General features: G+C 45.5%; 11 protein-coding genes and 1 pseudogene. 8 read left to right on the forward strand and 4 right to left on the reverse strand.

Annotated elements, in window-relative coordinates:
- Nucleotides 1-25 precede the first annotated feature (25 nt).
- A complete protein-coding gene (locus NDI48_31930) occupies nucleotides 26-226 on the reverse strand; it encodes a hypothetical protein (protein ID MEP0835781.1) in 201 nt (66 codons plus the stop codon).
- A 519-nt stretch (nucleotides 227-745) separates the two neighbouring features.
- Here NDI48_31930 and NDI48_31935 point away from each other — a divergent pair.
- Both NDI48_31935 and NDI48_31940 read left to right on the forward strand, forming a co-directional pair.
- A complete protein-coding gene (locus NDI48_31935) occupies nucleotides 746-1,630 on the forward strand; it encodes a hypothetical protein (GenBank protein MEP0835782.1) in 885 nt (294 codons plus the stop codon).
- Nucleotides 1,631-1,953: 323 nt separating this feature from the next.
- Nucleotides 1,954-2,223 (forward strand): hypothetical protein, encoded by a 270-nt coding sequence (locus tag NDI48_31940; GenBank protein ID MEP0835783.1) that lies wholly within the window; start codon nucleotides 1,954-1,956, stop codon nucleotides 2,221-2,223.
- Between the two features lie 80 nt (nucleotides 2,224-2,303).
- On the opposite strand, the gene NDI48_31945 is transcribed toward NDI48_31940, so the two are convergent.
- A complete protein-coding gene (locus NDI48_31945; GenBank protein MEP0835784.1) occupies nucleotides 2,304-2,531 on the reverse strand; it encodes a hypothetical protein in 228 nt (75 codons plus the stop codon).
- Between the two features lie 570 nt (nucleotides 2,532-3,101).
- Between NDI48_31945 and NDI48_31950 the strand changes: the two genes are divergently transcribed.
- Nucleotides 3,102-3,359 carry a hypothetical protein gene (locus NDI48_31950; protein ID MEP0835785.1) on the forward strand — a complete coding sequence of 86 codons (258 nt, stop codon included), beginning with the start codon at nucleotides 3,102-3,104 and terminating at the stop codon, nucleotides 3,357-3,359.
- 508 nt (nucleotides 3,360-3,867) lie between these two features.
- A complete protein-coding gene (locus NDI48_31955) occupies nucleotides 3,868-4,815 on the forward strand; it encodes a tyrosine-type recombinase/integrase (protein ID MEP0835786.1) in 948 nt (315 codons plus the stop codon).
- A 5-nt stretch (nucleotides 4,816-4,820) separates the two neighbouring features.
- On the opposite strand, the gene NDI48_31960 is transcribed toward NDI48_31955, so the two are convergent.
- Complete coding sequence (locus NDI48_31960) at nucleotides 4,821-4,976, reverse strand: hypothetical protein (protein ID MEP0835787.1); 156 nt, start codon at nucleotides 4,974-4,976, stop codon at nucleotides 4,821-4,823.
- 261 nt (nucleotides 4,977-5,237) lie between these two features.
- Here NDI48_31960 and NDI48_31965 point away from each other — a divergent pair, with 261 nt between their 5' ends.
- A complete protein-coding gene (locus NDI48_31965) occupies nucleotides 5,238-5,519 on the forward strand; it encodes a hypothetical protein (protein MEP0835788.1) in 282 nt (93 codons plus the stop codon).
- Between the two features lie 13 nt (nucleotides 5,520-5,532).
- On the opposite strand, the gene NDI48_31970 is transcribed toward NDI48_31965, so the two are convergent.
- On the reverse strand, nucleotides 5,533-5,967 hold the full coding sequence (locus NDI48_31970; protein ID MEP0835789.1) for a hypothetical protein: 435 nt from the start codon (nucleotides 5,965-5,967) through the stop codon (nucleotides 5,533-5,535).
- 756 nt (nucleotides 5,968-6,723) lie between these two features.
- On the opposite strand from NDI48_31970, the gene NDI48_31975 reads away from it, so the two are divergent.
- The 3 genes and pseudogenes from NDI48_31975 (at nucleotide 6,724) to NDI48_31985 (ending at nucleotide 14,199) form a co-directional block, all read left to right on the forward strand.
- The gene (locus NDI48_31975) at nucleotides 6,724-10,008 is read left to right on the forward strand and encodes a DUF839 domain-containing protein (protein ID MEP0835790.1); all 3,285 of its coding nucleotides are present in this window, start codon (nucleotides 6,724-6,726) and stop codon (nucleotides 10,006-10,008) included.
- A 280-nt stretch (nucleotides 10,009-10,288) separates the two neighbouring features.
- On the forward strand, nucleotides 10,289-13,108 hold the full coding sequence (locus tag NDI48_31980; protein MEP0835791.1) for an esterase-like activity of phytase family protein: 2,820 nt from the start codon (nucleotides 10,289-10,291) through the stop codon (nucleotides 13,106-13,108).
- A 911-nt stretch (nucleotides 13,109-14,019) separates the two neighbouring features.
- A pseudogene (locus tag NDI48_31985) lies at nucleotides 14,020-14,199 on the forward strand (HNH endonuclease).
- Nucleotides 14,200-14,274 lie beyond the last annotated feature (75 nt).

The following is a 14,274-nucleotide window of genomic DNA, read 5'->3' on the forward strand; positions in this document are numbered from 1 at the left end:
TCACTTTTTAGGGAGAGAGTAGCTATCAACTAGGAGCTGTATGCGGTGAAAGTCGCATGTACAGTTCTGAAGGAGAGGTGTCCCGTAGTAATACGGGCATCGACTCTAACAGAGGGGGCGTGAGTAGCCGTCGATACTGTTGGCGCAATGTGACGGTTTTACATTCGCCAACAGTATCCGGACGTTTGTGTAAGACGACTGGACACCCATGTGAGCGCTCGCTCACTTTGGGAGTATTCCTGCTTGTTGCGAGTGAGGACTTAGTAGAGCCAGAATCAGACTTTCTAACCTTTTGTAATTTGGGCAGTGTTCTAGGAAGTGGGCTGACTGCTCATAGCTCCGTTGGTCTTTTACCCAAACATTCAAACTTTTGATACCTAAGTTGGAATGTTTAACCAACGATTTCCGAGTAGATAGGGTTTGTGCCAGTTTGATTCTGTAACGGTAAGTATCAGGCTGGTTGTTGTAACAGAGCTATCCTGCTGTAGAGCCGGAAGCGCTTAACAGAAAGGGACCTTTGTGTAAAAGCGCTTTCGAGTGATAGGACAGTCGCGTCGCATTCTCTCGACTTTAGTATCAAACTAATTATTCTACTGTTAACCACTACTTAATCAACTATTTACCTTTCTAGAAAAAAATGAATAATTCCCTTAGGTTAATGGTTTATCTAAATAAAAATTGCCAATCAATTTTTATTTAGATAATATAGAAATAATTTTTTTAGCTTTCACTAATTAGCCTTCTAATGATTCATTTTAAAGACTCCTATAGAGAATCTCAATTTACTACGCTTCACCTTCATATAGAATCAAAGATTAAAGAGCTTCCTCTATATGATTTTCAAATTGACGACTCCTCTCCTGGTAAAGAAGTTGCTCAGGCATTTCAATCAAATCTACTTCTGCCAGGAATTATTCTCACAAAACAAGGTGAATTTTCCGGAATAATTTCACAACGTCAATTTTTAGAGATAATGAGCAGTCCTTATGGATTAGAACTATTTTCAAGGCGCTCTATTTGTTCTTTATACCGCTTTGTCAATCAAGAGATTTTTAAAATCCCAGGTGAGCTACAGATTGTCGAAGCGGCTCGTCGCTCTCTCCAACGCTTAAATCATCTAGTTTATGAACCTATTGTAGTAGAAATAGAGCCTTCAGTTCATCGATTGTTAGACATGCATCAGTTACTGCTAGCTGACTCACAAATTCATCAATTAACCTGTAATTTACTTCATGAAAAAATTAATGAACAGACTCAAGAGTTGAGGCAACAAATAGAGAAAATGGCAAGTCTTAGCTCACCCGAACCAGAAAAAAACAAAAATTTTAAGGATATTACGTCTAGCATCACATCTGAAATTAAAAAGCCGATCTACTGGAATCAAAGTTTGAATCTTCTTTTTATATATTGTAAATCTCTGAGGCAAGTGTTATCAGATTACGAAGCCTTAGCTGCTCAAGAGGCTTCAGGTACTTCTGAAATTTCAGCAGAAAGTCAACGAGATTTGATTTATAATAAATTTCCCGAAACTTTAAAAACTATGCATACAGATTCTACTCGATTAACTAAATTTATTGCAGGTCTGCAAATCTTTTTAAACCGTATCTTAAATAGTAATAACTATTCCTAACAGTGAAAGTTTAACCTCTCTTTTATGAAATTTTTACCTATTCCCTATGTTTTGGGGTTTGACATCCCGATGGAGCAGTCCATAATGCAAGGTTACCTAGCTAAACTTGTCTTTTTATCACAGTAACGGTTACTGCATTAACCAAAAGAGGATTTCGTGCGATTCGACCTCTTGTAATACGCTAGATGTCTGACCTGGGAGAGATACCATTACATACCAGGGGGGGATACTTCCTCTAGATCTATTGATGACAATTAATTGATGATTCTGGAGTGCGCTACGCCTTTCTAGGTGAGCCACTGTTACCAGTGAGGTAAGCAGCTATGATAGCTCAGAACATAATAAATCAAGCTTCATTCTGGGGATTTGTCTGTAAAAGCGAACCGTTGGGCAAGTGGAAGATTCTCCCTCACCAAAAAACAGCCCTATGGGAATTACAGCAAGTAGAAGATAGATGGTTGCTGCTAGTTGGTGGTGTAGCTCAGGTGAATCTTTACCCAGCTCCCAGCACTTGTCTTCTTCGAGCGTCGTTGGTCAAGCCGCTTGCAGCACCAAGCCGTTTAGATTTCACAAGATATCTCTTGCCGTACTAGCGTAGCTATTAATGCAACAGGCAATCGCGTTTATTCATGTCCACTTGAAGACTTGCGATTTTTCCCCAGTCTCAACGATTTTAGTGAATTCCCATCAGACTGATAAAGGTTTTAGCGTCTACTCCCAAAAAACTAATTTCTGTCAGCTCCAGAATTTCCACCTTGCCTTCACTTTCGACTAGGCAACTGCCAGTCGCTTCATCAGAACATGATAAATAAACTGTTAGCTCAGAAGAATCTGGATGAGACCAGATATGAGAAATACATTGAGGGTTAATCACGATTCTCTTCTTTTTTCGTGGCTTCATCCCCAAAAATCCAACGTGGTTATCTAAAATTATCTTCGGCTTCCACGAGTTTTGACTTCCAAATAGGTAAAGGCTTTATAAAGAGGACTTAAAGATTTAAACAATTCCCTCGCTGCCACCGTTCCAGTCCACCGATAAAAAACGATTTGCCGCTTGGTAACGCTTTTGTTACTTTCCCCAAATCAGCAAGGGGATTCCTGTCAAAATTTATTCCTAAAGGTAGTTAGCAGTACGTCGGTAAAAGAAAAAAGTATATAGAAACATGATATAAAGGTTACTGCTTATGGAATCACATTGGCAGCTTCCACTCCCCCAAGGGAAAGACGAAACTGTGAATGTTGTTGTCTGCTATTACAGCAAACGATGGATTCCCCTTACGTGTTTTCACTACAGTGAGGCACTTATACTTTCCCGTAAAGCTTCGCTGAAGGGTAAGAAATTGCTTCTATTTCCGGCTGGTTTAAACCTGGAGAATGAAAATATTTTGTTATCTGAATTCTCCTGTTGTAAAACCCAACTTGGCTCTTCTACTTCTTAGTTTTGAACCTTACAGATTTTTTCCTTTAAAAAATGAAGCTATTGAAAATCGGGAAGTATTTGATTAATCCTCAATGTATTGTTCAAGCTTGGACTAATTTTGATGTTTCCGAAATAAAAGTTTGTCTCTCATGTGACAACAGTATAGTTGAAATAGTCAGCCCCTGCCTAGTAGAAAACGAAGGAATGTTAGACAAATTGGATGCCGCGTGTCTTAGTTTTGTTGGAGAAGAAGCTGAAGTACTAAAATCCTACTTTACTAATTCAGAAAATGTAACGGCAATTTCTTGAGGGAAATGAATAATACGTTGTGATTGGGGATTGAGACGACAATCCTCAATCACGATTTATCAGCCTTTTTCGGGAATGTTCACATCGGCTATAGAATACCTCTGCTTGCCCTGGTGGAACTGAGATAGGGGATTTACGGAACTTACAAGGCAGCAGCGAACCACAGTAGTTCAGTAATCTAACGGATGGCAACCGCCTCATTGACGCGAACAAGCGTGAGCTCACCGTCTATCACCCGAACCAGTCTCCCGTTACCCTCTGTGATGGAGACCCCTCACAGTGCCAGAACTGCTGCCGAGATGGGAGCTAGCCATATCAGAACTGTGGCCCCCTGTATTTGATTGAATGCGATCGCACTTTGTACAAACTTCGGTAGTTACTACCGATTTGACTTGACCCATAGGAGTTGCAGCCTCGCTTTCTTGTGTCAGGGGGGTCGCAAAAAACTATCGCCATCGCTTCCTTGAATTGCTTGCCCCTTTCCCCTCCTGGTCACATAATTACGCCTATGTGTCGTGTCAAGGGGTTTTGGCAATTGGGTAAGATTTTAAATTTCACTGATTATCTCTCCAAAAACTCCGCACATAATACTACCGACTGGCGACAAGGATTTATCGACTCCTTAGAGGAAAAAGAGTGTAGTGATAACACTGTCTCTAGTTACTTAAGCGATATAAATGCTTTTGTTAAATGGTTTGAAAAAGAACAAGGTGAGTTTTTACCTAAGTTGGTTACAGCAATTGATATCAGAGACTATAAACGTCACCTAATAGAAAAAGACTACAAACCCAAAAGTGTAAACAGAAAACTATCCACTATCAGGGGATTTTTGACTTGGGCGCATGAGGTAAAGCTGACCGACAGCATCCCCAAGATTCCCAAAGCCCTAAAGCAACAGCGCGAGAGAATCCGCTGGCTTTCTCGCACCGAGCAACACGCTCTGCTGCGACGGGTGGAGCGCTATGGCAGTGCCAGAGACTTGGGGGCGGTAAAACTCCTCTTGAACACAGGGCTGAGAGTGAGCGAACTGGTAGCGCTGCGCTGGTGTGATATTACGATGTCTGAGCGTAAGGGCAATCTAATTGTGCGATCGGGCAAGGGCTGCAAGCGTCGGGAAATTCCCCTGAATCCAGATGCTCGGTCTGCCCTGTGCCTATTGGGATGGAATGAACACCAACAGACTGACAAGCCGATTATGATTGGGCAGCGGGGGAAGATGACCCGGCGCGGTCTGGAGAATCTTGTTGAAAAGTATCGGGCGAAGGGGCTGGAAGAGCTGACCTGTCACAGTCTCCGGCACACCTTTTGTAAGAACCTTGTGGATGCAGGCGTGAGCCTGGAGAAAATCGCAGCCTTGGCTGGTCATGAGAGCCTTGATACGACCCGTCGCTATTGTGAGCCTTCTCACCATGACCTTGAGAAGGCTGTGAATCTGATTGGGGAGGAGGAAGATTAATATAGTCAGTTCTGAACAACTGCACTGGACTGTTTTGGACTATCTTGTGTTGCTAACTGTCCTGAACTATCTTGCTGCCTCAAAAACTCTCCCGTGGTTCCACCCTTCTGGATATGAGAGTGCAGAGCATCGAGTTGTTGCAGTTGAAACGCAAAAGACAAACGCTTTCTTGCCTAGGTTGAGCATCAGGGGCGAGGGGTGAGGACGCTTTCGCAGATGTGAGGCTACAAGGTCTAGTCCGGTTTTAGCGTTCTCAATCCCAAAAGGAAATGCCCATAGAGAGGCAAGAGGGACGACCCAGGAGATTTTGTTCCTCTTGTTTGGAAATAAAATAGGATTGCTATATAGCGGTTCTCAGCCGGATGGAATGCAGCCATGTGAGAAACGCTATAGATAATCTAGCTTTAACAAAAGAGCCAAAAATGAACCCCCAAGAAAATAGACTGATTAATTTAGCAATAGGCGAAAGCTCTGATCCAGAAATGCTCTACCGTGATGCTCAGTCAAAAACTGGTAGTAGTCCAAACCCCGAAAGTTCCAATTCAGAAGCACTCACAGGAGATGCCGACACAAAAACTTTAGACGACTTTAACTATGAAAATGAAGAAGATAGGGAGGCTCCTCCAGACGCAGATTTTGATCTGGCTGACGAAGATCGAGTTGCCAGCAATCAAATGCAAATTGCCAACCGACACGCTGGGTAAGTTTTCTACCTATTCAAGAAAAACGACTCCTGAGAATTATGTTCGCTAGTAGATTCAAGACAAAGGCAGGGATAAAAGCTATCAAACAAAAGATAGCCGCCTCATGAAATTGATTGAACTGCGTGCCGGAAGTGCCGTAGAAAAAGGCTACTCCGGCTTCAGAGAAGTCCGTTTCTAGGCTTGATGCCAGGTGAGTAGCACCGACAATCCCAATACTCCAGACAAAGTAGAAGACAAGACCTGCTATGCCTAACTGGACAAGGCGCAGCCTCTCTGAGGCTCTTTGGCGTCTGAGAAAGTAAACGCCAAGCAGGTAACTTGAAGCGGCTATACCGAATGCGCCATGCAAGAAGGGCTGCACGTTAGGAGAAGCGCTAGTAAGCCTGATGAAAAGCCATTGGGCGAGCCAGAGAAAGGATAGATTCAGCAGAGCAAAGCGTAAGCTCATTGGGTAAGCTCATTGGGGTGAATTGACAGCCATATAAATATCAACTTTAGTCGAGCAGCACTAGTTGTACTCGAATTCATTCGTGGCGTGGATGATAAGCACGGATTAACCTTGAGGGGAATCTAATTTCCAGCAAAATAAGCCGGGTTTCGGATTTCTTAAGTTATTAGTCATTACTCATTCTGACGGGTTTTGGGAATCTACCTGATCTTGATCTGGGTTCTCCTGCAATCCGAGATAACTAATTTATCCGGGCAGGGGAAAACTTACATCGGATAAGGGAATAAGTAGATGCACCCTGATGACCACCCCAGCGCTTTTGTTAGTTCTGGGGTTTTTTGTTTGACAAGTGAGTCGAACGCTTTTCTCATTTGAAATTAAAAAGGTCGAAAAAGGCATCAAAATAGGCGAGAAAGCTTATAAAGTCTATGTTGACTGTAAAGAAGGTAATTTTAACTAAATCATCCCTCGAAAGGTAGAGAAATCTTTAATGACTCTTAATTTAATTTCTCAGAAAGAAAATATATAAAATTTCCGTAAAGATTGCGGAAAATATTGTTCTCTTAACCCAGCCAAAATTCCTTGTTAATTTTGCTTTGCGAATATCCAGATGCATGAAATAGGAGTATTTAAAAAAGCTCCTCTCTTCTAAAGCAAAATCGAAAACTTCTTACCAACTAGAGCGCTCTCTTAATCGCTCTAGAAGACAGCAACTGGTCATTCTAATGCAGAATTTAATGTACGAGGAACTACCTTATGGCTGATATAGTCAACGGCAAAACTTCTGCTCAGTCTTATGTGACTGACCTTCCGGGGAACGGAGGCTATAACGTTATTCCTTTACTGACAGTAGGAGATGAAGTCTCTTTACTGGAAGGAGAGTTCGGGAACTTTACAGTAAGCCCTGATAAGACCTTTGCCTTCGCCGGAATTCCAGATGGTACAGGAGTGTTTGAAACGGAAGATTACTACTATGTTTTCGTCAATCATGAATTAAGACCAACGGCTGCTTCCGATATCTCTAGTACAGTTGATGGTCAGATTCAGGGCGCACGAGTTTCGGTATTCCAATTCGACAAAGATTGGAACGTAATCGGTGGTCAAAACCTAATTGATACTGCTGTAGATAGTACTGGTACTTACGAACTCAACCTGGATACAGGTGAATACGTTAATACGGAAGACCCAGATGCTACATTAACCTTCAACCGCTTCTGTTCTGGCTTCTTGGCTGAGCATGGCTTTGAGGGCGGACCTATCTGGTTTGCCCCTGAAGAAAGCAGTCCAGATGGTCGGGGTTGGGCAGTCAGTGCTGATGGTACTGCTCTAGCTCTTGAGGGCTTGGGTCGTTACTCTAAAGAAAACGTAGTCGCAGCGTCTGAATATCGAGCTGACAACTCAAACAAAACTGTGCTGTTTAGCACAGAAGATTTTGCAGACGGTGAAATCTACATGTTTGTGGGTCAGCAAACTGAAGATGACCCAAATGGCTTTAAGAATGGTGACCTCTATGTCCTGAGGGTGGAGGGATCTGACTATGAAAGTGAAATTGGTGCTTCAACGACAGGGACATGGACGAAAGTAGACAGTAATGTAGCCCTCAATCCCGATGGAACAGTCCTCAGTGATTGGGTGAATGCTGAAGACCGTTCAACCAACTTTCAGCGTCCTGAAGACATTCACGAAGACCCGAATAATCCTGGAACCTTCTATTTCGTAACCACAGGAACCAAGGAAAAACCTGGTGGAGATATTAGCGATTCTTCAGACGACGCCGAAACCCCCGAAGAAGCCGACAACCCCTACGGCAGGCTTTATCGCTTTACCCTGGATTCCAACGATCCAACCCGACCTGTTCAGTTCGATTTTCTCTTAGAGGGTGGCTTTGGTAAGGGTGTCAGCTACGACAATATCGTCGTTGATTCCAACGGTCACGTATTAATCCAGGAAGACGAAACTGCCTTTGGCGGTGAGGTTATGGAAGCCGAAGGACGAGATGCTCGGATCTGGTCTTACGATATTGCTTCAGAAGAGGTTGTCCCACTCTTTGAAGTCGTTGAAGAGGCAGCGACTCCTGATTTTGATAGTGAAGAATACGGGATTTGGGAAAGCTCTGGTATTATCGAAATTCCCAGTGCCGAATCCGGTCAAAACGCTTACTTGTTTGATGTTCAGGCTCATGGCATTAACGATCCTCAGTTGCTCAACGGCAACTATGTCGAAGGGGGGCAATTACTCATTGCGGTGCCAGGGGAAAACCCCATCAGTGGTGGTGACGGTAGCGACACGCTTACTGGAACTAAGAATAACGATACGATTTTCGGTGACCCTACACGTTTTGGTGTCGGCGGGGATGACCTCATTTACGGTAATTCTGGCGCAGATCGCATCTTTGCAGGTAGCGGTAACGATGAGGTCGAAGGCGGCGACGGCGACGATACCCTCTACGGAGGCTCTGGCAATGACGCCCTAAAAGGCAATTGCGGCAACGATACCATCTACGGTGAGGCTGGTAACGACAAGCTAGAAGGTGCTAGTGGTGACGACAAGCTCTACGGTCAAGATGGAGATGATAGCCTCAACGGCGGTGAGGGTAACGATGTCCTCAAAGGTGGCGAGGGTAACGACAAACTAGAAGGTGGCAACGGCGACGACAAGCTTTATGCTGGGGAGTCGGGTAACGACAGCATGACAGGTGGCGCTGGCAAAGACCAGTTCTGGATTGTGGATGCTAAAATTCCCAGTGCTGGCAGTACGATTACCGACTACCACGCGGGTGAAGATATTCTCGGTTTGGGTGCTGGTCTAGCGTTTGCCGACTTGAAGATTAACCAACTGGGTAACGATACCTTAATTAGTACCAAAGAAGGCAATAAAGCTTTAGCCAAGTTAGTTGGGATTGATGCCAGCACGATTTCAATCGATGATTTTGTCAGCACTGCTTCTCGCCCTTTGATTATCGGTCATCGAGGTGCTAGCGGTTCGCGTCCAGAGCATACTTTGGCGTCCTATGAATTAGCGATCGAGCTAGGGGCTGACTTTATTGAACCTGATGTGGTTTCCACCAAAGACGGTGTTCTGATTGCTCGTCACGAGAACGAAATTTCAGGAACAACCGACGTTGCCAATCGCTCAGAATTTGCCGAGCGCAAGACCACGAAAATCATTGATGGAAAAGAAGTAACGGGTTGGTTTACCGAAGACTTCACCCTTGCTGAAATTAAGACGCTTCGGGCTATAGAGCGCCTACCGTTCCGCGATCAATCCTTCAATGGTCAGTTTGAAATTCCCACCCTCCAGGAAGTCATCGATCTGGCGAAGGAGAAAAGTGCAGAAACGGGGCGAACCATTGGCATTTATCCAGAAACCAAGCATCCCACCTACTTTGATTCCATTGGGCTATCAATGGAAGAGCCATTGGTAGAGATTCTCGATGAGAATGGTTACAGCGATCGCAACGATCCAGTCTTCATTCAATCCTTTGAAGTTGGAAACTTGAAAGACTTGAATGAAATGACTGATGTGCCTCTGGTTCAGTTATTTGATGCCAGTAACGCTCAGCCGTATGATTTCGTTGTCAGTGGCGACGAGCGCACCTATGGCGACTTGACGACTCCTGAAGGACTGGCTGAGATTGCCACCTATGCCGATGGAATTGGTCCGGGGAAGCGGTTAATTATTCCTGCTGACCCTGTTGATTTTAATGGGGATGGTCAGCCCGATGACCTCAATGGAGATGGTCTGATCAGTGATGCTGATTACGTCCTGCAAGACCCCACTTCCTTAATTGAAGATGCTCATGCGGCTGGTTTACTGGTTCATGCCTACACCTTCCGCAATGAAGACCGTTACCTAGCTCCGGAGTATAACGGCGACCCGACAGCCGAATACGAGCAGTTCTTCAGCCTGGGTCTTGATGGTCTATTCACCGACTTTCCCGGAACTGGGTTCGAGGTGGCTAACCGTCTGTATCCTGTCAATGACCCCGATCCCCTGGCTGGCGTGGGGCTATTAACACCCACTGACACCACTGCAATCTAAGTTCAAACAGTTTTTGTCGCTTAAGAGAGCAACAAAAAAGCTCAAAGCAAGATGCTATCTAGACTTGGGGTTCTGATACAGGACTTGAAGTCTTGTCGAGGACAACATCTTGCTTTGAATGCATTCCAGCTTTTTCTCTGACGAAAGTGAAAAAAGAGGGGAACTGAATTGTCCCGGCTTAAGCCGATAACAGAATGCGCTTTATCCCTAATGCTTGCGTGTTCTCATTCAACCACTTCATTCACCTCAAAGCGCTAATCTACCCTTTCAGGAGTACTATATGGCAACAGAAGATATCCGCTTTGCCACATTCAATGCGTCGTTAAATCGCAACAGCCAAGGTCAACTGATTTCAGACCTCTCGACTCCCAATAACACTCAAGCAAGGAACGTTGCAGAAATTATTCAGCGAAATAATCCCGACGTTCTGCTCATCAATGAGTTTGACTACTACCCTAACGGAACAGCAGCGAAACTTTTTCAGGAGAACTATCTCTGGGTAAGTCAGAACGGCGCGAACCCTGTTGATTATCCTTACTTCTACGTTGCTCCCTCCAATACAGGAATTGCATCGGGATTTGACTTGAACAACAATGGCACAGTTGTAACTACGCCTGGTGCGCCTGGATATGGGGATGATGCCTTGGGGTTTGGCAACTTTCCCGGTCAATATGGGATGGTACTCTACTCCAAGTATCCAATCGATACCGAGAATATTCGCACCTTTCAAGAATTTCTTTGGAAGGACATGCCCGGTGCTTTACTGCCCGATAATCCCGATACGCCCGAACCAAACGACTGGTACTCCCCTGAAGAACTTGAAGCCTTTCGCCTTTCCTCCAAAAGTCACTGGGATGTCCCTGTTGAGGTTAATGGTGAAACCATACACGTTCTTGTTAGCCACCCGACACCGCCGACATTCGATGGACCTGAAGACCGCAACGGCAGGCGCAACCATGACGAGATTCGCTTCTGGGACGACTATATTACTCCCGGTGAAGGCAGCTACATCTACGATGATCAAGGCAACTACGGTGGACTGACTCCTGAGTCGCGCTTTGTGATCATGGGCGACCAGAATGCCGATCCCAATGATGGAGACAGCGTTGATAACGCCATCCGCCAACTGCTTGACAATCCACTAGTCAACACTAGCGTCACTCCAAATAGTGAGGGCGGTACCGAACAGGCAGCATTGCAGGGAGGTGCCAATGTCACTCATATCACCGACCCAGCCTTTGATACGGCAGACTTTGCCGATGGTGCCCCTGGAAATCTGCGCGTCGATTATGTGCTGCCCTCAAAAAACCTAGATATTACCGACTCGGCAGTGTTCTGGCCCGAAAGTGATGACCCCCTGTTCCCTCTAGTCGGCACGTTCGACCCCACTCTCCCTGGTGGTTTCCCCAGTTCCGACCATCGCTTAGTGCGGGCAGATATCGCGGTTGAACCTTCTACCCCTGATTTCAACCGTCAAACCGTTAATGGTGTGGAATTTATTGGAGAAGTTACCTTCCCGACCGGGTATACCTTTGAGGGGACTCAAGTGGGCGGTTTATCGGGCATTACTTACGATCGCTTCAATAATGTCTTTTACAGCATTTCCGATGACCGCAGCCAGTTTAATCCAGCGCGGTTCTACACCCTCAGCATTGATCTAAGTGACGGTTCCTTAGACAAGGGGGATGTTAAGTTTAAAGATGTGACCACTCTCAGCGATGAGAACGGCAATCCTTTTCCACAGTTCAGTCTCGACCCAGAAGGCATTGCCTTTTCTGAACGAGGAACCTTGTTTATCTCCTCTGAAGGAGAGCGAACTACCACTCGGTTAATCAACCCCTTCATTAACGAGTTCTCGCTTCAAGGAAAGCACTTCGACGAGTTGTCCGTGCCGGATAAGTTTGAACCCGCAGGAACAGGCGCGGATGACCCCGGTATCCGCAACAATCTAGCGTTCGAGAGTTTGACGATTACCCCCAATCAACGCTACCTATTTACCGCGACAGAGAACGCTCTCGTTCAGGATGGGCCAGCGGCGACACTCACTAACGGTAGTCCGTCCCGGATTTTGCAGTATGATTTGCAAACCGGACAAGAGGTTGGGGAATTTTTGTACGTTACCGACCCCGTTGCAGATGCGCCCAATCCATCTGGTGGCTTTAATACTAACGGTTTGGTTGAGTTACTGGCTCTCGATAATAATGGCACATTCCTCACTCTGGAGCGCTCATTCTCCACTGGCGTCGGTAACAGTGTTAAGTTGTACGAGACGAGCATCCTGGGAGCAACGGATATTAGCAACCTGGATAGCGTAAACGGCGTCGATGTTGATGCCCCTGCCCGGAAACGCTTGCTGCTTGACTTCGGGGAATTGGGGATAACTCTGGATAATCTAGAAGGTCTTGCCCTTGGCCCAACACTGCCAGATGGGAGGCAGTCGTTGATTGTTGTGGCTGATAACAATTTTTCAGATACTCAATTTACCCAAATCTTAAACTTTGCGATCGATCTCAATACCATCCCTAGTGCCGAACCCATCGTTGGTGGCGATGGAAGCGATACCTTATTTGGAGAGAACGGTAACGACACAATTCAAGGTCGTGGTGGCAACGACCTAATCTGCGGAGGCGAGGGACTCAACACGCTCTTGGGTGACGGTGGCGACGATCTAATTTACGGCGGTTCGCAAGCCGATACCATCGTTGGTGGAACGGGTAATGACACCATCTACACCAGCCAAGGCAATAATACCGTGTATGGCGGTGCTGGGAATGACATCATTTATTCGGGTTCTGGCAGCGATTGCGCGAAGCACACCGACAGAGCTGATCGCATTGATGCTGGTAAGGGTAACGATATCATCTGGCTTGGTGGCGGTCAGGATGTTGTCATTCTGGCAAGAGGTAATGGTGTCGATACCATCAACAACTTCCAGTTGGGTCAAACTCAAATTGGTCTATCGGGTGGCTTAAGATTTGAGGACTTGGCGATTTTTCAAGATGACAGTGCTACCCTAATTCGTGCAGGCAGTGAACTGTTGGCCTCGTTGAGTTGGGTACAAGCCAGCCATATCAATGCTGATTCCTTCGTAACTGTTTAGTTATTGCATAGAAAGCCGATTAGCTTAGCTTTCAAGAAGAGAAGGGCGCTGCCGGGGCAGTGGTATCGCCTTGGTGCTTTGAGTCATTCAAAGAGGCGAGTCCGGGGTTTGAGTATCATCCTTTCCAGAAAGTTACGCGCTTGCTCTCGGCTCCAGGTGTGCCAATTGAACCTGTTGAAAATTAGAAGCTTCAAACTTTTTAAATTTCGTAATTAATTGCTGTACCAAATAACTTAGAGCCAAGTTAAGCCAAGGGGACATGAGCAATCCTTATAAATTAAATACCCAAAACCTTTCTCTAATACCGAAAACTCACATTACGGGAGTTAACCTCGTACTGTGCTCTAACCAATTCGCTAAACCTAACCAGTTGATAGGCTGGGCAATAAGATCTGTGCTTGGCTATCGCACCTTCACCGACCACATCCTCACCCAAATTCTCTCGAAAATCTCAAGTATAGGATGTATTCTTACTCTTACAATCAACGCAAGGCACAATAAAAAAAGCAACCCGCCCTTTTGCTCATGGCATCGAAAAAACCCAAAAAAACCAAACAGACCCAACCCGTAGAGCCTTCTCCTAAAATTGCTCTGGTTGCCATCAAACCCGCCCAAAAAGCACAATTCACTCCACCTGAACCTTCTCCCCAGAGCGAGTCTATTGAACCTCCTGTGCCTGTTGAGTCTCCGGAGACCGATGAACCTCCTGTGCCTGTTGAGCCTCCGGAGACCGATGAACTTCCTGTACCTGTTGAGTCTTCTGCAACAGATGAACTTCCTGTACCGATTGAGTCTCCCGTACCAGTCGCCGTCAAAAAAATACCCAAACCCATCAAAAAATCCCCCACTCCTCCTGTTGAGGTAGATTCCTCGAGGCAGCTTCTTGGCGCTGTCGTCACTGCGGGAAGCACTGTTTACGCCCCGGTGAAAAACCCAAAAACTTTACCAAGTCCGAGCGAACTATCGCAACACTCACTGTCCATCACGCTAACTTCACTCCAGAGGATAATAGACCAGAGAACCTGATTCCTCTGTGTGCGCCTTGTCACCTAGCGGGACTTAGACAAAAATTAAGCCCAAATAAACCCTAAACTGGCTTTATAAGCAGCAAATACGTCATGATTTAGGTTCAACCAATCAAAAAATCGAAAAGACATAGCTGTTCT

The sequence above is a fragment of the Microcoleus sp. AS-A8 genome, assembly GCA_039962225.1.
In the GTDB taxonomy this organism is placed as follows: domain Bacteria; phylum Cyanobacteriota; class Cyanobacteriia; order Cyanobacteriales; family Coleofasciculaceae; genus Allocoleopsis.

Coding starts and splice junctions, on each gene's coding strand:
- NDI48_31935 (MEP0835782.1), top strand. CDS start 746: ATGATTCATTTTAAAGACTCCTATAGAGAATCTCAATTTACTACGCTT.
- NDI48_31940 (MEP0835783.1), top strand. CDS start 1,954: ATGATAGCTCAGAACATAATAAATCAAGCTTCATTCTGGGGATTTGTC.
- NDI48_31945 (MEP0835784.1), bottom strand. CDS start 2,531: ATGAAGCCACGAAAAAAGAAGAGAATCGTGATTAACCCTCAATGTATT.
- NDI48_31950 (MEP0835785.1), top strand. CDS start 3,102: ATGAAGCTATTGAAAATCGGGAAGTATTTGATTAATCCTCAATGTATT.
- NDI48_31955 (MEP0835786.1), top strand. CDS start 3,868: ATGTGTCGTGTCAAGGGGTTTTGGCAATTGGGTAAGATTTTAAATTTC.
- NDI48_31965 (MEP0835788.1), top strand. CDS start 5,238: ATGAACCCCCAAGAAAATAGACTGATTAATTTAGCAATAGGCGAAAGC.
- NDI48_31970 (MEP0835789.1), bottom strand. CDS start 5,967: ATGAGCTTACGCTTTGCTCTGCTGAATCTATCCTTTCTCTGGCTCGCC.
- NDI48_31975 (MEP0835790.1), top strand. CDS start 6,724: ATGGCTGATATAGTCAACGGCAAAACTTCTGCTCAGTCTTATGTGACT.
- NDI48_31980 (MEP0835791.1), top strand. CDS start 10,289: ATGGCAACAGAAGATATCCGCTTTGCCACATTCAATGCGTCGTTAAAT.